General features: G+C 71.1%; 20 protein-coding genes. 10 read left to right on the plus strand and 10 right to left on the minus strand.

The window, feature by feature from the left end; translation table 11 throughout:
- Nucleotides 1–63: 63 nt before the first annotated feature.
- Nucleotides 64–1,029, minus strand: coding sequence for a DUF3558 domain-containing protein (locus tag N5875_RS21925; RefSeq protein WP_338495509.1), 966 nt, complete (start codon nt 1,027–1,029; stop codon nt 64–66).
- Nucleotides 1,030–1,203: 174 nt separating this feature from the next.
- On the opposite strand from N5875_RS21925, the gene N5875_RS21930 reads away from it, so the two are divergent.
- Nucleotides 1,204–2,397 carry an RtcB family protein gene (locus N5875_RS21930; protein ID WP_318210703.1) on the plus strand — a complete coding sequence of 398 codons (1,194 nt, stop codon included), beginning with the start codon at nt 1,204–1,206 and terminating at the stop codon, nt 2,395–2,397.
- A gap of 60 nt (nt 2,398–2,457) precedes the next feature.
- On the opposite strand, the gene N5875_RS21935 is transcribed toward N5875_RS21930, so the two are convergent.
- Together N5875_RS21935 and N5875_RS21940 are read right to left on the minus strand one after the other, a co-directional pair.
- Nucleotides 2,458–3,291 carry a hypothetical protein gene (locus N5875_RS21935; protein WP_318210704.1) on the minus strand — a complete coding sequence of 278 codons (834 nt, stop codon included), beginning with the start codon at nt 3,289–3,291 and terminating at the stop codon, nt 2,458–2,460.
- Between the two features lie 153 nt (nt 3,292–3,444).
- Complete coding sequence (locus N5875_RS21940; RefSeq protein ID WP_338495510.1) at nt 3,445–4,209, minus strand: SDR family NAD(P)-dependent oxidoreductase; 765 nt, start codon at nt 4,207–4,209, stop codon at nt 3,445–3,447.
- 132 nt (nt 4,210–4,341) lie between these two features.
- Here N5875_RS21940 and N5875_RS21945 point away from each other — a divergent pair, with 132 nt between their 5' ends.
- On the plus strand, nt 4,342–4,824 hold the full coding sequence (locus N5875_RS21945; RefSeq protein ID WP_318210706.1) for a hypothetical protein: 483 nt from the start codon (nt 4,342–4,344) through the stop codon (nt 4,822–4,824).
- Between the two features lie 5 nt (nt 4,825–4,829).
- On the opposite strand, the gene N5875_RS21950 is transcribed toward N5875_RS21945, so the two are convergent.
- Nucleotides 4,830–6,281, minus strand: coding sequence for an FAD-dependent monooxygenase (locus tag N5875_RS21950; protein WP_338495512.1), 1,452 nt, complete (start codon nt 6,279–6,281; stop codon nt 4,830–4,832).
- Nucleotides 6,282–6,396: 115 nt separating this feature from the next.
- Here N5875_RS21950 and N5875_RS21955 point away from each other — a divergent pair, with 115 nt between their 5' ends.
- Nucleotides 6,397–6,957 carry a TetR family transcriptional regulator gene (locus N5875_RS21955; protein WP_318210708.1) on the plus strand — a complete coding sequence of 187 codons (561 nt, stop codon included), beginning with the start codon at nt 6,397–6,399 and terminating at the stop codon, nt 6,955–6,957.
- A 64-nt stretch (nt 6,958–7,021) separates the two neighbouring features.
- Nucleotides 7,022–7,507, plus strand: coding sequence for a MarR family winged helix-turn-helix transcriptional regulator (locus N5875_RS21960; protein ID WP_338495514.1), 486 nt, complete (start codon nt 7,022–7,024; stop codon nt 7,505–7,507).
- A 74-nt stretch (nt 7,508–7,581) separates the two neighbouring features.
- On the opposite strand, the gene N5875_RS21965 is transcribed toward N5875_RS21960, so the two are convergent.
- Together N5875_RS21965 and N5875_RS21970 are read right to left on the minus strand one after the other, a co-directional pair.
- Nucleotides 7,582–8,322, minus strand: coding sequence for a Mut7-C RNAse domain-containing protein (locus N5875_RS21965; protein ID WP_318210710.1), 741 nt, complete (start codon nt 8,320–8,322; stop codon nt 7,582–7,584).
- A gap of 51 nt (nt 8,323–8,373) precedes the next feature.
- On the minus strand, nt 8,374–9,225 hold the full coding sequence (locus tag N5875_RS21970) for an NAD(P)H-binding protein (protein ID WP_338495515.1): 852 nt from the start codon (nt 9,223–9,225) through the stop codon (nt 8,374–8,376).
- A gap of 123 nt (nt 9,226–9,348) precedes the next feature.
- On the opposite strand from N5875_RS21970, the gene N5875_RS21975 reads away from it, so the two are divergent.
- Nucleotides 9,349–9,798 carry a GNAT family N-acetyltransferase gene (locus tag N5875_RS21975; protein ID WP_318210712.1) on the plus strand — a complete coding sequence of 150 codons (450 nt, stop codon included), beginning with the start codon at nt 9,349–9,351 and terminating at the stop codon, nt 9,796–9,798.
- 25 nt (nt 9,799–9,823) lie between these two features.
- Here N5875_RS21975 and N5875_RS21980 read toward each other — a convergent pair whose 3' ends face one another.
- The gene (locus tag N5875_RS21980; protein WP_318210713.1) at nt 9,824–10,765 is read right to left on the minus strand and encodes a helix-turn-helix domain-containing protein; all 942 of its coding nucleotides are present in this window, start codon (nt 10,763–10,765) and stop codon (nt 9,824–9,826) included.
- A gap of 84 nt (nt 10,766–10,849) precedes the next feature.
- Here N5875_RS21980 and N5875_RS21985 point away from each other — a divergent pair, with 84 nt between their 5' ends.
- On the plus strand, nt 10,850–11,452 hold the full coding sequence (locus tag N5875_RS21985; RefSeq protein ID WP_318210714.1) for a TIGR03086 family metal-binding protein: 603 nt from the start codon (nt 10,850–10,852) through the stop codon (nt 11,450–11,452).
- A gap of 78 nt (nt 11,453–11,530) precedes the next feature.
- Here the strand turns inward: N5875_RS21985 and N5875_RS21990 are convergent, their stop codons facing one another.
- Nucleotides 11,531–11,749, minus strand: coding sequence for a hypothetical protein (locus N5875_RS21990; RefSeq protein ID WP_318210715.1), 219 nt, complete (start codon nt 11,747–11,749; stop codon nt 11,531–11,533).
- A gap of 283 nt (nt 11,750–12,032) precedes the next feature.
- Between N5875_RS21990 and N5875_RS21995 the strand changes: the two genes are divergently transcribed.
- On the plus strand, nt 12,033–12,884 hold the full coding sequence (locus N5875_RS21995) for an ABC transporter substrate-binding protein (RefSeq protein ID WP_318210716.1): 852 nt from the start codon (nt 12,033–12,035) through the stop codon (nt 12,882–12,884).
- Nucleotides 12,885–13,124: 240 nt separating this feature from the next.
- Here N5875_RS21995 and N5875_RS22000 read toward each other — a convergent pair whose 3' ends face one another.
- Together N5875_RS22000 and N5875_RS22005 are read right to left on the minus strand one after the other, a co-directional pair.
- Nucleotides 13,125–13,544 (minus strand): MerR family transcriptional regulator, encoded by a 420-nt coding sequence (locus N5875_RS22000; protein WP_318210940.1) that lies wholly within the window; start codon nt 13,542–13,544, stop codon nt 13,125–13,127.
- Between the two features lie 306 nt (nt 13,545–13,850).
- On the minus strand, nt 13,851–14,555 hold the full coding sequence (locus N5875_RS22005) for a hypothetical protein (protein ID WP_318210717.1): 705 nt from the start codon (nt 14,553–14,555) through the stop codon (nt 13,851–13,853).
- Between the two features lie 230 nt (nt 14,556–14,785).
- Between N5875_RS22005 and hemL the strand changes: the two genes are divergently transcribed.
- The 3 genes from hemL (at nt 14,786) to N5875_RS22020 (ending at nt 18,390) form a co-directional block, all read left to right on the plus strand.
- Nucleotides 14,786–16,132, plus strand: a complete 1,347-nt coding sequence (gene hemL / locus N5875_RS22010; protein WP_318210718.1) for a glutamate-1-semialdehyde 2,1-aminomutase — start codon at nt 14,786–14,788, stop codon at nt 16,130–16,132.
- Nucleotides 16,129–16,830: a histidine phosphatase family protein gene (locus N5875_RS22015; protein WP_318210719.1), complete on the plus strand. Its 702-nt coding sequence runs from the start codon at nt 16,129–16,131 to the stop codon at nt 16,828–16,830. Before hemL ends, N5875_RS22015 begins: the two co-directional genes overlap by 4 nt.
- 273 nt (nt 16,831–17,103) lie before the next feature.
- Entirely contained in the window at nt 17,104–18,390 is a 1,287-nt protein-coding gene (locus N5875_RS22020) for a hypothetical protein (protein ID WP_318210941.1), read from the plus strand.
- Nucleotides 18,391–18,422: the final 32 nt, after the last annotated feature.

The raw sequence follows: 18,422 nt of genomic DNA on the forward strand, positions 1-18,422 counted from the left end.
GGTCCGGCCGGTACGCCGACACGTTACGTGGTGTCCGTCCGCTCACGGAGCGGATGCGAACGGCTACTCCTCCAGCCGTTCGGCGAGCAATCGGGCCAGGTTCCGGGCCTTTTCCTGCAGCTCCGTGCTGTCGGGGGCCTCGGCGGAACCGGTCGTCTGCTCCCGGTAGGAGACGGTCACGATGACGTTGGATGTGCGGAACACCACGCTGACAGCACGCTGATGGCCGTTCGCACCGACCGTGCTCAGGGCGTCGTCGAGGAACGCGACGTTCCCGAGGCCTTCGAGGACACGGGGTTCGAGGCCGGTGGGGGAGGGGTTCGAGGGGGTGGCCCCGGAGGAGGGCGCGGTGGGCGCGGTGGTGCCCGCCGGGGGCTTGCCCGACGGGGCGACCGCGGTGTCGCCGGGCTTGGTGGCACCGGCAGCCTGGGCGCCCGGCGAGGTCGCGCCCGGTGCCGCGTCCTGGGGCCGGCCACTCGCCGTGGGTGTCGCCGTGGCCGAGGGCGGGGTCGTCGCGGGCGGAACGGTGGTCGGCGGCGCGGTCGGGGGCAGCGGGATGCCCGCCGCGAGCTGCTTGCGGACGTACACCTCCTGCGCCCGGTCGTCGTCGCTGACGGCGGTGTCGTACGAGACCACCCGCTCGATGTCGAGCATCAGCCGGTGCGAGATGTCCGGGGTGTCGGCCTTCCAGGTGCAGCCGACCCGCCGGTCGGTGTCGTACGTCACGGAGGCGGTGCCGCGGTACGCCTTGTCGCGTTCGGCGTCGGCGAGGGCGGCGGCGCCGGGGAGCAGGTCCTTGAGCGTCGCCTGGGGGACGGCGCCGCAGGGCTCGAAGAGTGTGCGGTAGCGGCCCGGGGGCGCGACGGGCGCGGCGGGGCCGGCCTTGGCGTCGACGGCGATGTCGTCGGCCGGGGTGCCGGCCGAGCAGCCGGTGAGGCCGATTCCGAGGCCGAGGCCGAGTGTGAGGACGACGGCGGTACTGCGAGCCGTGGACCCGGTGTGGCCGGGGGTGTACCTCTTTCGCTGCACGCTCCCAGGCTCCCTTCTCCCGAGGTCTTTTCCGAAAACTGTTTGCCGCGCGAACCCGGCCGATGGACACAATGTCTATCGCACACGCAGCTGTTGATGCCGGTCCGCTGTCACCTGTACGGGCTTTGGCGCCGGTTTTTGCGTTATCAGACTTTTCGGGGGAATCGAGGAAGTATGTCGTACGTAGAGGTACCTGGCGCGAAAGTTCCCATCCGCATGTGGGCCGACCCCGCCACGGTGGAGGGCGGTGCCATGCAGCAGCTGCAGAACGTGGCGACGCTGCCGTGGATCAAGGGCCTCGCCGTGATGCCGGACGTGCATTACGGCAAGGGCGCGACGGTCGGTTCGGTGATCGCGATGCAGGGGGCGGTGTGTCCTGCGGCGGTCGGGGTGGACATCGGCTGCGGCATGTCGGCGGTCAAGACGTCCCTGACGGCGAACGATCTGCCGGGTGACCTGTCGAGGCTCCGGTCGAAGATCGAGCAGGCGATCCCGGTGGGCCGGGGCCTGCACCGGTCGGAGGTGGACCCGGGGCGGCTCTACCAGTTCCCGACGGCGGGGTGGGACGACTTCTGGTCGCGGTTCGATGGGGTCGCTGATGCGGTGAAGTTCCGCAGGGAGAGGGCGGCTTTGCAGATGGGGACCCTCGGGTCGGGCAACCACTTTGTGGAACTTTGTGTCGATATGTCCGATTCGGTGTGGCTCATGCTGCACTCAGGCTCGCGGAACATCGGCAAGGAGCTTGCAGAGTTTCACATCGGGGAAGCCCAAAAGCTGCCGCACAATCAGGGGCTCGTCGATCGCGATCTGGCGGTGTTCGTCGCGGATACCCCCCAGATGGCGGCTTACCGGCACGACCTCTTCTGGGCGCAGGAGTATGCGAAGTACAACCGCGCGATCATGATGGCGCTCTTCCAGGAGGTTGTCCGCCGGGAGTTCCGCAAGGCCCGGGTGACCTTCGACCAGGTGATCTCCTGCCACCACAACTACGTGGCGGAGGAGCGGTACGAGGGAATGGATCTGCTCGTCACGCGGAAGGGCGCGATCCGGGCCGGCTCCGGGGAGTTCGGGATCATCCCGGGCTCTATGGGCACCGGTTCGTACATCGTGAAGGGCCTGGGCAACACGGCGTCCTTCAACTCGGCCTCCCACGGAGCGGGCCGGAAGATGAGCCGGAGCGCGGCCAAGCGGCGCTTCACGGCGCGGGACCTGGAGGAGCAGACGCGGGGTGTGGAGTGCCGCAAGGACTCCGGCGTCGTGGACGAGATCCCGGGTGCCTACAAGCCGATCGAGAAGGTGATCGAGCAGCAGCGGGACCTGGTGGAGGTCGTTGCGAAGCTGAAGCAGGTCATCTGTGTAAAGGGCTGAGAGCGGAACGGGAACGGGGTGCCGCGTTGGCGGCACCCCGTCATGAGTTCTTGTGTAGGGCTACTGGGTGGGTGTGGGTGTCTGGCCGGTGCGGAGCCGCCACAGTCGCATGGAGCAGCTCTGCTCGGTGCGGTCGAGCGTGATGGCTGCGGCGGCGGGGTCGTTGAGTCGCAGTAGTGCGCGGTCGTCTGCCTCGGTCCAGCGTCGACGAGGTGGCGCGACCCTCATGTCCGCTGGACGCACCCAGGTCTGGATCGCGGCCGCGTTGGCCTTCTTGTGCTCCAGAGCGAGGCAGCCGGGGTAGTAAAGATGCTCGGCGAGCTGCTGCGCTTGCTCCTTGTAGTACGTGATGTTGTAGACCTGGTCGCGCATGTTGCGGCCGGCGATCCGTTCCACGCCCGTGATCTTCTTTGCGTAATGGCACAGGTACGCGGTCATGGCCGTGCTGGCCGATGTGAACGCGAGGAACGGGATGCCCCATGCGGTCCAGCCGAGCGACCCGTCGGCATCAATGCACCCGCGGATGTAGTCCAGCCGGGAGAACTCGACACGGGGTGGCCGGATGATTCGCGACTTCTTGCCGTAGGGGATCCCGAGCTCGTTGACGATGGTCCTCGCCTCGAGTGCGTACAGAGACCACGTCGCGGAATGGTGCCGTTCGGCGAAGTTGGTGGTGCGGGCCCGTTCCGTGACGGAGCTGTAGTACGGGGTCAGGCGCTGGAACGCGTGGAGGATGTGGATGTCCCGCGCGTTGATCTCGACGGTCAACCGGCCTTTCTGGCCCGCCCCGCGTGCGAGATGCCCGTCGGCCTGAATGAAGCCGAACATGTACGCGTAGCGGGGGTCTTCGAGGTCCATGAAGCGCACGTGGGCGCTAGGGTCCTGTTCAGCCATGGGAAGTTGTGCCTTCCTTCTGGTGAGGCCCTCGGCCGGGACGCCAATCCCTGCCGAGGGCCGTTCTGTATGGAGTTGTCTTCGACGCTAGGGCGTGAGTGCGGGCGCCGCGCAGGTGATTTAGGTGGTTCACCCGAACGTGTCGTCGTGTTGTCAGAGTTCGCGGTGGACCTTGGTGTTGGAGGCCTGGGCTCGGGGGCGGACTACCAGGAGGTCGATGTTGACGTGAGGGGGGCGGGTGCAGGCCCAGGCGATGGTGTCGGCCACGTCGTCCGCCGTCAGGGGTTCGGCCACGCCGGCGTAGACCTTGGCGGCCTTCTCGGTGTCGCCGCGGAAGCGGGTGGTGGCGAACTCGTCCGTCTTGACCATGCCGGGGGCGATCTCGATGACGCGGACCGGGGTGCCGACGATCTCCAGGCGGAGGGTCTCGGCGAGGACGCGGGCGCCGTTCTTCGCGACGACGTAGCCGGCGCCGCCCTCGTAGGTGGAGTGGCCGGCGGTCGAGGAGAGGACGACGACCGTGCCGTCGCCGCTCGCGGTGAGGGCCGGGAGCAGGGCCTGGGTCATGTTCAGCGTGCCGATGACGTTGACCTCGTACATCTGGCGCCAGTCGGCCGGGTCGCCGGTGGCGACGGGGTCGGCGCCGAGGGCGCCGCCCGCGTTGTTGACGAGGACGGCGAGGGTCTGGAAGGCCGTGGCGAACTCGTCGACGGCGGCGCGGTCGGTGACGTCGAGGGTGTAGGCGGTGGCCTGGTGGCCGGCCTCGTTGATCTCGGCGGCCAGTTCCTCGATGCGGTCCTTGCGCCGGGCGGTGAGGACCACGCGGTAGCCGGCGGCGGCGAGCTGCCTGGCCGTGGCGGCGCCGATTCCGCTGCTCGCTCCGGTGATGACGGCGATGGGGGTACCGGGGGCAGTCATGACGTCGTGCTCCTCGCGCAGATGGTCGATTACGTCGATCGCCCGGTCAGGATAGGCGGCGCCGATTCCGGAGGGGACACGCTGGCTGATGGGTTGTCAGAAAAACGGATGATCTGTGGGTATTTTGGGCTTATGCATGGATTGCGGAAGGGTGTGCTCGGGGTCGCTCTCGCGGCCGCGGTGGTGATGGGTGCGGGCGCGAGTGCCGGTGCCGTGGGGCCGGTGGCAGGGGCCGAGGCGGATCTGGCCCATCACGGTCATGTCTCCCTCTGGGACGGGCGGGTCGGGGTCTGGCTGGTCAGTGAGAACTTCGGTCCCACCGATCTCTCCCAGGCGACGGTCCGGATCGCGTTCTCCGTGCCGATGGCGGGTGACCAGGAGCTGCCGGAGGCCTGTCTGTGGAGCAGTGACCGGGTGGTCTCGTGCCGGACGGGCGAGCTGCCGGCCGCGGGGGGTGCCGGTGAGCTGGCGCTCGACCTGCGGACCGCGGGTCTTCCGGACGAGCTGACCGTGGACATCGGCACCGCCTGGCGGGACGGGGTGGCCGACCGGAATCCGCGGAACGACCGGCATCGGGTGCTTGTGCTCGCCACCGGAGATCCTTACGTCTTCTGAAGGGTTCAGTTGCTCGTCCAGTGGACGTAGCCGTCGGGGCGGACCAGTACCGCGGTCCTTCGCGTCGGGTCCGTCCAGGTGGCCCGTATGAGGCGCTCGGGGGAGGCCGAGGCGGTCTCGGGCAGGGCCGGGAGTCCGCCCTCCGGGGTGATCAGCACGAACTCGCCCGCTCGCAGCAGCTCGTAGAGGCGGCCTTCGCGCAGTCGCGTGTCGGGCGCGCGGCGGCCCGCGGGGCGCTTGGAGCCCGCCGGGGGCGCGTACGCGATGCCGAGTCCGCTGATCATGCCCATGGCGCGGGCGGAGGCGGGTCGTACGGCGCTCAGAAGCCGGGCGGTGAGGGAGCGGGCGGCGCGGGTGAGTGGGGTGTGGGCCATCGCGAGGCGTACGAGCGCGCCGCTGCTGCGGAGTACGGCGGCGCCGACGGGGTGGCGCTCGGACTGGTAGCTGTCGAGGAGGGCTTCGGGGGCGGGTGCGTCGCCGCGCAGGACGGCGGTGAGCTTCCAGGAGAGGTTGGCGGCGTCCTGGAGGCCGGTGTTCATGCCCTGGCCGCCGGCGGGGGAGTGGACGTGGGCGGCGTCGCCGGCGAGGAAGACCCGGCCCGCGCGGTACGAGGGGACCTGGCGCTCGTCGCTGTGGAAGCGGGAGATCCAGCGGGCGTCGTGCATGCCGAGGTCGGTGCCGAGGGCGCGGCGGGTGATCTCGCGGACCTCGTCCAGGTCGACGGGTTCGGTGTCGGGGACCTGGCGGGTGCGGCTCCAGCCCATCACGCGGTACCAGCCGTCGCCGAAGGGGGCGAGGAAGGCGAAGGCGTCGTCGGAGCCGGTGACGCTGAACGGGTGGGAGGGGTCCTCCGTGAGACGGACGTCGGCGAGGACGATGGAGCGGATCACGGATCCGCCGGGAAAGGGCAGGCCCAGGGCGGTGCGGACGGCGCTGCGGACGCCGTCCGTGCCGACCAGGTGGCGGGCGGTGAGGGTGAGCGGGGTTCCGTCGGGGTCGGTGAACTCCGCCGTCACCGTGTCGGCGTCCTGGCGCAGTCCGCGCAGCTCCGTGCCGTACCGGAAGGTGACCCCGGCGGCCACCGCTCGGCGCTCCAGGAGGTGCTCGACCTCGTACTGCGGGGTGACGAGCAGGTGGTTGAAGCGGCTGGGCAGTCGGGTGAGGTCGAGGTCGAACTGCCCGAAGATCCGTGCGCGGCCGAGGGTCGTGCCGGTGGCGACGAGCTCGTCCGCGAGGCCGCGGGCGTCGAGCTGCTCCAGGGTGCGGGCGTGGACGCCGAAGGCGCGGGTCATGTTGGCGAGGCCGTGCGGGCGGCGCTCGACGAGGGTGACGTCGATGCCGGCGGTGGCGAGATCACCGGCGAGGAGCAGGCCGGTGGGGCCGGCGCCGATGACGAGGACCTGGGTGTCCGTCGGATCGTTGGTCTGAGCGGTCTTCGGTGTCTCCGTGGTGCTCATGGCTGCCTCCAGGGTGCCCACGACCGTTTGCCAACGTCTGTTGGTCAACGCTTGTTGGCAACTGTAGGGGTGGCTCCGATGGAATGTCAACGCCTGTTGGCCTACAGTCGTTGGTATGACGACCGCCCGCCGTTCCGACGCCACCAGAGCCGCGATCCTGGAGGCCGCCCGCGAGCGCTTCGCCTCCGACGGCTACGACCGCGCCACCATCCGGGCCATCGCCCGGGACGCCGGGATCGATCCGTCGATGGTCATGCGCTACTACGGCAACAAGGAGGGCCTGTTCGCCGCCGCCTCGGAGATCGAACTGAACCTGCCCGAGCTGGGCGGCATGCCCGCGCGGCACATCGGTGCCGTCCTGGTCACCCACTTCCTGGAGCGCTGGGAGCGGGACGACGTCCTCACCGGGCTCCTGCGGGTGGGGGTCACCAACGCGGCCGGGGCGGAACGGATGCGGGCGATCTTCGCCCAGCAGCTCGGGCCTGTCACCCGGGGTGTGTGTCCCGATCCGGCGGAGGCGCCGCGGCGGGCAGGGCTCGTCGCGTCCCAGATCCTCGGCATGGCGCTCACCCGCTATGTGCTGCGGCTGCCCCCGGTCGTCGAGATGACGCCCGAGGAGGTCGTGGCCTGGCTGGGCCCGACCGTGCAGCGCTATCTGACCGCCGAGGCGCCCTGAGGGTGGCCGCGGTGCGGGCGGGTACGGCCGGTGCGGGGCGGTGTCTGGTTCGTACAATCTCTGCATGACGCAGAAGAGTTCAGGCCGGCGCGGGGCGCTGATGACCGAGCTGTACGGGGAGGCCCGCCGCTACATGGCGGCGTACGCCCTGTTCAACCAGGCCGTCGCCGACCGTCTGGGGCTCCACCCGACCGACGTGCAGTGTCTGAACCTGCTGAGTCTGGAGGAGGGCCCGGTGACCACCGGGCGGGTCGCCGAGCTGACCGGGCTCACCACGGGCTCCGCGACCCGGCTCGTCGACCGGCTCGAGCGGTCCGGGTACGTCACGCGCGAACGGGACACCGAGGACCGGCGTCGGGTCCTGGTGGCCCTCGTGCCCGAGCGGATCGCCGAACTCGGCGCCCTGTGGCGCAAGCTCAACAGCACCTGGGGCACGATGTTCGACGTCTACAGCGACGCCGAGCTCGCCCTGCTCATCGCCCATATGCGGCGCACCGTCGAGATCAGCGCCGCCCAGGTCGAGCGGCTGCGCGGCGGCGGCCTGGACTGACCGGGGCCGGGGCCGGGGCCGGGGCCTGGGTCGGGACGGGGGCGGGGGCCAGGGTCGGGTTGGCGCCCGGTGGCTCAGCCGGCCGTCGCGCCGCCGAACTCGCGTACCGCGTCGGAGACGATCGCCTCCAGGCGGGCGTGGTGGGCGCCGCGCCAGTAGACCCGGCCGCACTCCACGCACTGGGCGAACACGTCGTACGACTTCTCCGTGCCGTGCTCCAGGCGCTCGCGCACCGTGTCCTTGTCGGCGTCGCTCAGCCGCCCGTTGCACGCCGTGCACCGCGTCCAGGGCGCGAGGGGTGGCGCGAAGCGCTCCAGGACGTCCCGGAGCTGGTCGTCCGGACGGTCGCTGTAGATGTAGGCCCCCGCCCACAGTTCGCGGCGGCGGAGCAGGCCGCGGTCGCGCGAGAGCATGACGCGCCGCTCGCGCGCGGACAGCGAGGCCAGGGCGGGATCGCCGATGTCCTCGCTCTCGTAGGCCGCGTCCACCCCGAGCAGTCGCAGCCGCCGGGCCAGCGTGCCGAGGTGCACGTCGAGCAGGAACCGGAGGGGTGCGCCCGGTCGCACCGGCTGCGGGCGGGCGACGCCCTCCACCTCGACGGTCTCGCCCGCCGCGGGGACGTACGAGACGTCGACGGGCCGTCCGTCGACCAGTAGCCGGCCGGCCTCGGTGAGCGGTACGCCGAGCGACTCCACGACATGGCCGAGCGAGGAGGCGCCGTCGGTGGTCACGGGCGTGCGCCCCGAGCGGCGGTCGGCCGAGACGAAGAGCCCCAGGTCGGGGGCGAAGCTGATGTGGATCTCCGGTCCGTTCACGGGGACAGGATCGCACCGGGGCCGGACGGGCTGCCAGGGAATTCGTCGCGGTCAGGGGCGGAAGGCCTGCGCGTGGTCGGTGACCCAGGTGGCGAAGGTGCGGGCCGGGTGGCCGGTCAGTTCCTCGACCGTGCGGGTCAGCGGTGTCGGTCGGCCGTCGTGCGTGGCCCAGTACGAGAGCAGGGCGTCGGCGAAGAGCTCCGGCATGAAGCCGGCGACCGACTCCTTCCACCCCTCGGGGGTCACCACGGTGTGCGGTGCGGGCCGTCCCGTCACCTCGGCGAGTATCGCCAGCTGCTCGACGAAGGTCAGCGACTCGGGGCCCGTCAGGAGGTACGAGGAGCCGCGCAGCCGGGGCTCGGTGAGGACCGCGAAGGCCGCCTCGGCGACATCGCGCTCATGGATCGGATCGCCGTACGCGCTCGGGTAGGGGAGCGTGGGGCCCCGCCCTGCCCGGAGGGTCCCGGCCCACTGCAGGGCGTTGGTGGCGAAGGCGCCCGGCTGGAGGTGGGTGGCCTCGAAGGCCCCGGCGTCCGCGGCGTCCGAGAAGGCGCGCTCGGCCGCGAGGTGGGAGGCGGCGATCGGGTTCTCGGCGGCGTCCGGGGCGAGGACGGAGCTGGAGGAGAGCAGGACGACGTGCTCGACGCCGGCGGCGCGGGCCCGGTCGGCGAAGGCCTCGGCGTGGCCGGCCTCGGCGTACAGGAAGACGGAGTCGACGCCGGTCAGGGCGGTGTCGAAGGTGGCCGGGTCGGTGAGATCGCAGCGCACGGTCTCGACCCCGGGCGGTGGGGAGAGGTCCGCGGGGTTCTTGGAGGCGGCTTTCGCCTTGATGCCGGCGGCGTCGAGGAGTCCGAGCAGGGTGGAGGCGACGCGGCCGCGGCTGCCGGTGACGAGAACGGTCATGAGGGGTCCTTCCAGGGGTGGAGGCAGGTCTCTGCGTGACACATCGTCTGTGTCACGCAGATAAATATCCAGGGTGGTGTCCTGCGCGTCAACCCGGATAAAACCCTGAGGTACCGTCCCCGCATGAAGATCATCGACCTTGAGCCCGGCGATCCCCGGCTGGAGAACGACCTCCTGCCCGTCCTCTCCGAACTCCGTCCCCACCTCACCCCGGAACTCTTCCGCGAGGTGTACGAAACCGGGCACTCCCAGGGACTGCGCTTCAGCGCCGCCTACACCGACGAGGGCCGCTGCGTCGGCGCGGCCGGCTGGCGGATCGTCATCAACACCAGCTCCCTGCGCAAGCTCTACGTCGACGACCTCGTGACCGCCGCCACCAACCGCTCCACCGGGGTCGGCCACGCGCTCATCGCCCACCTGGAGGCCCATGCCCGCGCCGTCGGCTGCCACGAGCTCAACCTGGACTCCGGCACCCACCGCACCGGAGCCCACCGCTTCTACCTGCGCGAACGCTTCGACATCGTGGCCTTCCACTTCACCCGGCCGCTCACCGCACCGGAAGACGCCTCCTAGGCCGACCGCAGACTTCCTCCAGGTGTCAGGGCGCCGACACCCCCCGGGCGTACGCCGTCGGCGGCACCCCGATCGTCGCCGTGAAGTCCCGTACGAGGTGGGCCTGGTCGCTGTAGCCCAGCTCCACCGCCAGGGCCGCCCAGTCCGGGCCGCCCGCCGCGCCCGCGGCCTCGGCGCGCTCCAGGGCCTCGTGGATGCGGTAGCGCAGGATCACCCACTTCGGGCCGACGCCGACGTGGGTCGCGAAGAGGCGCTGGAGCGAGCGCGCCGACAGACCCGTCGCCGCGACCAGTTGAGCCACCTTGCGGACCGTACGGTCCCCTCGGATCAGGTCCACCAGCTCCATGGCCCGGTCGGCGGCCGGATCGGGGGCGGGGCCGTGGGCCAGCAGGAAGGCATCAAGCGCCGCCACGCGCGCGTGGTCGGTGCGGGGGGAGAGGACGGCGGACAGGAGGTCCGCGTCCGTGCCCGTCCTTGCGCCCGCGTCCGTGCCCGTCCCGTCCTGGTCCGTGCTCGCCCCGGCGTCCGGGTCCGTGCCCGTCCCGGCGCCCGCGTCCGGGAAGACCTCCGTCAGGGGGAGCCGGCGGCCCGTCCAGGTCGACACCGGCCACGCGGGCGCGAAGGGGCGGAAGCCGCCGGGGCGGAACTGGATCCCGCAGACCCGGCCCGCCTCCGTCAGCTTCCTGGTGAACAGGCCGAGCCCGATCCCGGAGACCTCGGCGGACGCGCGCGCCTCCGCCGGCGGGGCGCCGAGTGCCCCGTACCGCTGGAAGACGATGTTCATCGACGGGTGCGGGACGACATGGGTCGCGTACGGCTCCGGCAGCTCCCAGTCGATCAGCCAGTAGTGCTCCAGATAGGGCCGCAGCTCCGGCGCCGGGGTGTGGCGGCGGAAGCGGACGCGGGAGAGCAGTTCGGCGGGGTCGACGATGCCCCGGGTGTCCTTGCGGGGAGCGGAGTCGGACATGCTCCGATGCTAGGTCGGGACGAGATTCCGTCCTGGCGTGTTTCTTCAAGACGGGGGTGGGCAACCTCTCCTAACGTCGCCCCCATGACGAACGAGGACCCGCTCCGCACCGGTGCCCCGCCCCGCATCGGCGACCTGCTCCGAAGCGCCGCCGCGCAGGCCACGCCCCTGGTCAAGGGCATCGACGACGCCTTGCTCGGCGCGCCCACGCCCTGCGCCGAGTACGACGTGCGCGCCCTGCTGAACCACCTTCTCGGCGTCGTCGTGCACTTCCAGGCCCTCGCCGCCAAGCAACCCGCCGAGCTCTCCGCCACCACGGACCGGCTCGCCGACGCCGACTGGCGGGACCGCTTCGAGGCCGAGACCGGGAAGCTCGTCGAGGCCTGGTCGGCGCCCGGTGCCGAGGAGGGCACCACCGGGGGCATGGCGATGCCCGCGAGGACCGTCGGGTCCATGGTGCTGCTCGACCTCACCGTGCACGCCTGGGACCTGGCCCGCGCCACCGGGCGGAGTTTCACACCCGACCCGGGTGTGGTCGACGGGCTCGTCGAGGAGGTGGAGCGGATGGCGCCCATGGCCCGGAAGATGGGTGTCTTCGGGGAGGCCGTCGACCTGCCCGGCGATGCCACCGCCTTCGAGCGGCTGCTCGCGACGACCGGCCGCGATCCGCACGCGTGGGAGGCCTGAGACCGGTCCGGCGGCAGCTGCCCTGAGGGCCGCCGGATCGGCCTCAGGTCCGGCGGCAGCTGCCCGGAAGGCCGCCGCTCAGCGCAGGCGGCCCGCCGAGCCCGGGGAGAGCCGCGACACGACCTGGCCGAAGGCGTGCTCCTCCGCGGGCGTCAGCGCTATCGACTCCTGCGGATGCCAGACCCGCTCCAGCGGGGTGCGCGCCGCCCGGTCACGGCGGTCACGAGCGCGGGCGCGCAGGCCGAGCGACACCCACACCACCGTCGAGACGGCGAGCAGGCCGAAGAGTGTGATCACACGGGGATCGGAGAACGGGCCGGGCAAGGACATGACTCACTCCAGGGCATGCGGGCCGCCCGACGCCGCGCGCCCCGGCAGGTGGCGCGCGGGCACGAGGGGCCGACGATTCCTACTGCTTCCTCCCGACCTGTTCAGTTAACACCAACCTGGGGGACTTTCGGCAGGGGGGTACGGGACCTTGGTCCCGGACCGGGACCGGGCAGGCCCTCTTGTGCGGGCCGGGGAACCGCTCCAAGGTGCTCGGCAGAGGCACATTTCCGGCCGGGGAGGGAGCAGCCGTATGTCCGGGACGCAGGCATGGGGATTCACGGACGACAGAGGTACGGAGCTGGGGGCGGCCCGGGTACCGCGGCGGGTGATCGCGTACGTGCGGGCCGGGGCCGCCCTGTGCGACCTGGGTGTGACGCCGGTCGCGGTGTACGGCTCCGGGCACGACGGGGACGTCCTCGACCCGGCGAAGGAGGGCGGGCTGACGGCGGCCGCGGTGACGTATCTCGGGCCGGGCCGGGTTCTCGACGAGGGGCTGCTGCGGGAGCTGCGGCCGGACGCGATCGTCGACGTGACCTACGACGGGAAGAGCCCCTACGCGCTCGACGAGGCCGTCGCCGAACGGCTCGGGGTGCCGCTCGTCGCGCTCTCCGTCGGCAACGAGCTGACCCTGCCGGCCATCCTCGACCGATTCGGTGCGCTGGCGGTGAGCCTGGGGGCGGCGCCGGACGACGGGACGACCGCCGAGGGTTCCCCGGCCGGGCTCCGGGCCGCCGAGGACGAGCTCCGTGAGGTCGCCGCGCGGACCGGGCTCGGGGTGCTCGCCCTCTCCGGGGCCGGCCCCGACCAGGTGCATCTGGCCCGGCCGCTCGCCTGGCCCGAGCTGGCGAGGCTCGCCGAGCTCGGCGTCCGGCTCGTCGACCCGGGCCCGGGGCCCGGGGCCAACTGGCTCACCGGTGACTGGGGCCGGGCCTCCGAGCTCCGGCCGGACCTGGTCCTCTTCGACAGCCGGGCGCACGCCACGGCGCCGGAGGCGGCAGCCCTGTCCGGCGTCCGTTTCACGCCGTGGAACCCGGAGACCCCGCCCAGCCCGGCCGCGTACGCACGCTTCTTCCGCACGCTGGCCGCGGCTCTCGCCGGCTGAACCGCCGCGGGCCGCCGCGGCTCTCGCCGGCTGAACCGCCGCGGGCCGCGGCACCAGTCGGCTGAACCGATGCGGGTGTCGTCGCCATGAGGCCCGGGTCGCCATGAGGCCCGGATCGGCGTCAGGCCCGGGTCGGCGTGAGGCCCGGGTCGGCGTGAGGCCCGGGTCGGCGTCAGGCCCGGGTCGCCGTGAGGCCCGGGTCGGCGTCAGGCCACGGTCGGTGTCAGGCCGGCGGTGGCGTCAGGCCGGGGTCGATGTGAGGCGGGTTCGGCGGAGGGAGTCGGCGAACTCCTCCGCTCGGGAGAGCTGGGCCCGCAGCTCGGCGACGCGCTCCGCGGCGGCCTGCTCGTAGCCGCGGACGCGGGCCACGAGCGCGGCCCGCTCGTCCGGGTCGAGCTCGCTGTCCGTGCCCGCGCGCTCGGCGGCCAGCAGGTCCACCGCCGCGAGGAGTTCGCGCGTCTCGTCGAGGGTGAAGCCGAGCGGCTTCATCCGGCGGACGACCATCAGCCGGGACACGTCCGCGTCCGTGTAGAGCGGGAAGCCGCCCGGGGAGGCCGCGGACGGGACGACCAGGCCGCTGTCCTCGTACTGCCGGATCGTGCGCAGGGACAGCTCGGTCCGTGCGGCGACCTCGCCGATCTGCATGGGCTCGCCGGCCATCCGCACTCCTCGTACTCCGCTCACGCGTCAGGTCCTTCCTCATCAGGGGCTCCCACCGGGCGTACGGGTCCCCACAGGGCGCGGCTTCCGCGCATTACATACCATTCGTCCTAACTTCAGCACTTATGAGAGCTGGAAGTGCGGCGAAACGCCTGCTCGTCGGTCGTCCGTTGGACAGCGGTGCTCCGCGCGACCTGGGAGGGGCACGGCATCGACGTACCGCTGCGGGTGCTCAGCCCCGTACCGCTCGATCGTCCTCCGTGCGCGAGTTCGCCGCGGAGCGCGCGCGGGCGGCGGACCGGATCCTTACGGCCACACCAGGCAGTAGGGCTGGTGGCCCGCCTCGTGGAGGCGGACCGAGAAGTCCTGCCACTCGTGGAGCAGCTGGTAGACGTCGAAGGCGTCGCGCGGGCCGCCGCGGTCCGGGACCGTGGACCAGATGAAGGCGGCCGCGCCGACCGACTCCTCGCCGATCGCGCGCAGCGGGTCGACCACGGTCATCGGCAGCTTGACCACCGCGTAGTCCGGGTGGAGCACCACCAGCTCCAGGGGCGGCACCTTGTTCAGGGGCATGCCCTGGATGCCGGTCAACACCATGGCCGCTATGGTCTCCGGCTTGATCTTGGTGAACATGCCGCCCATGCCGAGCTCGTCGCCGCCGAGTTCCTCCGGGCGCATCGAGATCGGGACGCGGGCCGCCGTGGCGCCGTCGGGCGCGCCGAAGTACTTGTACGTCACCCCCAACCGGCCACTCCCGCTCGCGCTTCCGTTGACCGGACCTCCCGGAGAGCCCGATGTACCCGGGATGCCGGAAATTCCTGGAGTGCTCGGGGTGCCCGGGATGCCGGAAATTCCTGGAGTGCTAGGGGTGCTCGGAGGGCTCTGAGCACTCGGGGTGCTCGGGGTTCCCGAGGTCGGATCCTCGCTCCGCCGGCGCCGGTGCCTGCCCCGGCGGGCAGACTCCGGACCCAGGTCGTCCGTCCCCTCGCCCGGTCCGCCACCGCGATGCATATCTCCACCCGACTGCTTTTTCTCGGCAACACGACCCCGCCGCGCAACCCGATCATCGTGTCAGTGACCTCCCCCGCGTTCGTACGGTGAAACACCTGTCCGCAAGAACGCCGTGGCCTCTGACACCATGGATTCCGTGAGCCATCCCTATGACGCCCCAGTTTCGCAGACGCGGAGGGCGAACGCCCCGGCGTAATACTCAGGATGTTCACACCCTCCCTCCGTTCCCGATGTCGTGCCCGAAGTCGTTCTCGCAGGTCAGGATCACAGTGCCGTATTCATACGAAGCCCCAGTCTCACAGACGCTTTTCGACCGCGCTTCCCTCGTGACGCCCGGCGGCGTGAACTCACCGGTGCGTGCCTTCCGGGCCGTGGGCGGAACGCCCCGGTTCATGGTGTCCGGTTCCGGTCCCTACCTCACCGACGCGGACGGTCGTGAGTACGTCGACCTGGTGTGCTCGTGGGGGCCGATGATCCTCGGCCACGCGCACCCCGAGGTCACCGCCGCGGTGCAGCAGGCCGTCGCCCGCGGCACCTCCTTCGGTACGCCGGGCGAGGGCGAGGTCGCGCTCGCCGAGGAGATCGTGGCGCGCGTCGAGCCCGTCGAGCAGGTGCGGCTCGTCTCCTCGGGCACCGAGGCCACGATGTCCGCGATCCGGCTCGCCCGCGGGTTCACCGGGCGCGCCAAGGTCGTCAAGTTCGCCGGCTGCTACCACGGCCACGTGGACGCGCTGCTCGCCGCGGCCGGTTCCGGTGTCGCCACCCTGGGGCTTCCCGACACGCCCGGCGTGACCGGCGCCCAGGCCGGGGACACGATCGTGCTCCCCTACAACGACCTGGAGGCCGTCCGGGCCGCGTTCGCCGCGCACCCGGGCGAGATCGCCTGTGTCATCACCGAGGCCTCGCCCGGCAACATGGGCGTCGTGCCGCCCGCCGAGGGCTTCAACCAGGGCCTCGCGGACCTGTGCCGGGAGAACGGCGCGCTGTACATCTCCGACGAGGTGATGACCGGTTTCCGTACGTCGAAGGCCGGCTGGTACGGCGTCGACGGCGTCAAGGCCGACCTGCTGACCTTCGGCAAGGTCATGGGCGGTGGCTTCCCGGCCGCCGCGTTCGGTGGCCGCGCCGACGTGATGGGGCACCTCGCCCCGGCCGGGCCGGTCTACCAGGCGGGCACCCTGTCCGGTAACCCGATCGCGACGGCCGCCGGGCTCGCGCAGCTGCGGCTGCTCGACGACGCGGCGTACGAGAAGGTCGACGCGGTCTCGAAGGAGATCCAGGGGCTCGTCACCGGCGCGCTCGCCAAGGAGGGCGTCGCGCACCGGCTGCAGACCGCGTCCAACATGTTCTCGGTCTTCTTCACCGCCGACGAGGTGCGGAACTACGACGAGGCGAAGCAGCAGGAGGCGTTCCGCTTCAACGCCTTCTTCCACTCGATGCTGGCCGACGGCGTGTACCTGCCGCCGTCCGCCTTCGAGTCCTGGTTCGTGTCGGCCGCGCACGACGAGCGGGCGATCGAGCGGATCGCCGCCGCCCTGCCGGCCGCCGCCCGCGCCGCCGCGGAGGCGACGGCATGAGCGAGAGCGACAAGAACACCCGTGAGCAGGACATCACCGTCGTCCATCTGATGCGGCACGGCGAGGTGCACAACCCCGACGGTGTCCTCTACGGGCGCCGCGCCGGCTACCACCTCTCCGAGCTCGGCCGGCAGATGGCGGACCGGGTCGCCGAGGCCCTCGCCGACCGGGACATCACGTACGTCGTCTCCTCCCCGCTGGAGCGGGCGCAGGAGACGGCGACGCCGGTCGCCAAGGCGCACGGTCTGGATCTGGCCACGGACGAGCGGCTCATCGAGGCGGCGAACGTCTTCGAGGGCAAGACGTTCGGTGTCGGTGACGGGGCGCTGCGCAAGCCGGCGAACTGGAGGCACCTGACCAATCCGTTCCAGCCGTCCTGGGGCGAGCCGTACGTCGAGCAGGTCGTCCGCATGATGGGGGCGCTCGACGCGGCGAAGGACGCGGCCCGGGGGCACGAGGCGGTGCTGGTCAGTCACCAGCTGCCGATCTGGATCGTCCGCAGCTTCGTGGAGAAGCGCCGGCTCTGGCACGATCCGCGGCGGCGTCAGTGCACGCTCGCCTCGCTGACCTCGTTCACGTACAAGGGCGACAAGATCGTCTCGGTCGGGTACAGCGAGCCGGCCCGGGATCTCGTTCCGGCGCATCTCCTCGCCGGTGCGAAGCCGGTCAAGGGGGCGTCGAAGGCTTTCGGCGCGTAAAGCACGTAGAGCACGTAGAGCACGTAGAGCACGTACAGCGCGTAAAGGTCGGTCGTCTGTAGTCCTTCGGTGAAGGATTACGGCCCCGCTGGACAGCGCGGGAGCGCACGGTCCACAGTTCAGGGCGGTCGGGTGGTGTTCATGCCAACCGACCGCCCTGAAATTTTTGTGCGATTCCCCGGAACCTCCGTGTTCCTCCCGGCATCTCACTCATTGTCGGTTTGGATGACGTTTCGTTAATACGTCAGCGCGAATGGGGATGTCATGCGCGGGATCAGCGGGATCAGTCGAAGGGGGCTGCTCGGAGCGGGCGTTGGCGCCGCGGCGGCGATGGGCATCGCCGCGTGCAGCAGTGGCAATCAGGACAAGTCCGGACGTTCCGGGCCAGGAAAGGGGGGTGACGTCTCGGCGGAGCCGAGCACGAACGCCCCGACCAAGGACGACGTCAAGCTCATCGGCGACGGTTCCACCGCCGACACCGGCAAGCAGCCGCACCAGCCCGACACCCCCGTCCCGCTCGAACCCGGCCAGACCCCGCCCCAGTTCGTGATCTTCTCCTGGGACGGCGCCGGCGAGGTCGGCAACGGCCTCTTCCCGCGCTTCCTCGAGCTCGCCAAGAACCACGACGCGGCGATGACCTTCTTCCTCTCCGGCGTCTACCTCCTGCCCGAGTCGAAGAAGAACCTCTACCGCCCGCCGAACAACCGCGTCGGCGCCTCGGACATCGGCTACCTCACCGACGACCACATCAAGGACACCCTGAAGTACGTCCGGCAGGCCTGGCTCGAAGGCCACGAGATCGGCACCCACTTCAACGGGCACTTCTGCGGCGGCTCCGGCTCCGTCGGCAACTGGACCCCGGCCCAGTGGCAGAGCGAGATCGACCAGGCCATGAAGTTCGTCACCGAATGGAAGACGAACAGCGGCTGGACCGACCTCGACCCGCTGCCCTTCGACTACTCCAAGGAGCTCGTCGGCGGCCGTACGCCCTGCCTCCTCGGGCAGGACAACCTGCTCCCCACCGCCAAGCGGCTCAACTGGCGCTACGACGCGAGCTCGCCCGGCGGCCGGCAGATGTGGCCCACCAAGCGCCAGGGCATCTGGGACCTCCCGCTGCAGGCCGTGCCCTTCCCCGGGCACTCCTTCGAGGTCCTGTCGATGGACTACAACATGCTCGCCAACCAGTCGAAGAACACCACGAAGGGCATGCCCTCGCGCTACCCAGGCTGGCGCAAGCAGGCCACCGAAGCGCTCCTCGGCGGCTTCACGCGCGCGTACGAGTCGAACCGGGCGCCCTTCTTCATCGGCAACCACTTCGAGCAGTGGAACGGCGGCATCTACATGGACGCCGTCGAGGCCGCGCTCAAGGGCATGGCCGGCAAGAAGGACGTCCGGCTCGTCTCCTTCAGGCAGTTCGTCGACTGGCTCGACGTCCAGGACCCGAAGATCCTCCAGAAGCTGCGCTCGCTGGAAGTGGGACAGAAGCCGGCCGGTGGCTGGAACACCTTCCTCAAGCCCGCGCCGAACGCTTCGACGGCGACTTCCACGCCTTCCGCTTAGACGATCTTGACAAGGGGCTTTACGGGCACGTA

The organism is Streptomyces sp. SJL17-4 (assembly GCF_036826855.1).
In the GTDB taxonomy this organism is placed as follows: Bacteria; Actinomycetota; Actinomycetes; order Streptomycetales; family Streptomycetaceae; genus Streptomyces.

What these genes read in the sequence shown, in the direction of transcription:
- N5875_RS21940 (WP_338495510.1), bottom strand. Translation starts at nt 4,209, where the DNA reads ATGACTGCCCCCGGTACCCCCATCGCCGTCATCACCGGAGCGAGCAGC.
- N5875_RS21970 (WP_338495515.1), bottom strand. Translation starts at nt 9,225, where the DNA reads ATGACCGTTCTCGTCACCGGCAGCCGCGGCCGCGTCGCCTCCACCCTG.
- hemL (WP_318210718.1), top strand. Translation starts at nt 14,786, where the DNA reads ATGTCGTGCCCGAAGTCGTTCTCGCAGGTCAGGATCACAGTGCCGTAT.
- N5875_RS21935 (WP_318210704.1), bottom strand. Translation starts at nt 3,291, where the DNA reads ATGGCTGAACAGGACCCTAGCGCCCACGTGCGCTTCATGGACCTCGAA.
- N5875_RS21985 (WP_318210714.1), top strand. Translation starts at nt 10,850, where the DNA reads ATGACGAACGAGGACCCGCTCCGCACCGGTGCCCCGCCCCGCATCGGC.
- N5875_RS21955 (WP_318210708.1), top strand. Translation starts at nt 6,397, where the DNA reads ATGACGACCGCCCGCCGTTCCGACGCCACCAGAGCCGCGATCCTGGAG.
- N5875_RS21950 (WP_338495512.1), bottom strand. Translation starts at nt 6,281, where the DNA reads ATGAGCACCACGGAGACACCGAAGACCGCTCAGACCAACGATCCGACG.
- N5875_RS21930 (WP_318210703.1), top strand. Translation starts at nt 1,204, where the DNA reads ATGTCGTACGTAGAGGTACCTGGCGCGAAAGTTCCCATCCGCATGTGG.
- N5875_RS22005 (WP_318210717.1), bottom strand. Translation starts at nt 14,555, where the DNA reads ATGCATCGCGGTGGCGGACCGGGCGAGGGGACGGACGACCTGGGTCCG.
- N5875_RS21995 (WP_318210716.1), top strand. Translation starts at nt 12,033, where the DNA reads ATGTCCGGGACGCAGGCATGGGGATTCACGGACGACAGAGGTACGGAG.
- N5875_RS21960 (WP_338495514.1), top strand. Translation starts at nt 7,022, where the DNA reads ATGACGCAGAAGAGTTCAGGCCGGCGCGGGGCGCTGATGACCGAGCTG.
- N5875_RS22000 (WP_318210940.1), bottom strand. Translation starts at nt 13,544, where the DNA reads ATGGCCGGCGAGCCCATGCAGATCGGCGAGGTCGCCGCACGGACCGAG.
- N5875_RS21980 (WP_318210713.1), bottom strand. Translation starts at nt 10,765, where the DNA reads ATGTCCGACTCCGCTCCCCGCAAGGACACCCGGGGCATCGTCGACCCC.
- N5875_RS22015 (WP_318210719.1), top strand. Translation starts at nt 16,129, where the DNA reads ATGAGCGAGAGCGACAAGAACACCCGTGAGCAGGACATCACCGTCGTC.
- N5875_RS21975 (WP_318210712.1), top strand. Translation starts at nt 9,349, where the DNA reads ATGAAGATCATCGACCTTGAGCCCGGCGATCCCCGGCTGGAGAACGAC.
- N5875_RS21945 (WP_318210706.1), top strand. Translation starts at nt 4,342, where the DNA reads ATGCATGGATTGCGGAAGGGTGTGCTCGGGGTCGCTCTCGCGGCCGCG.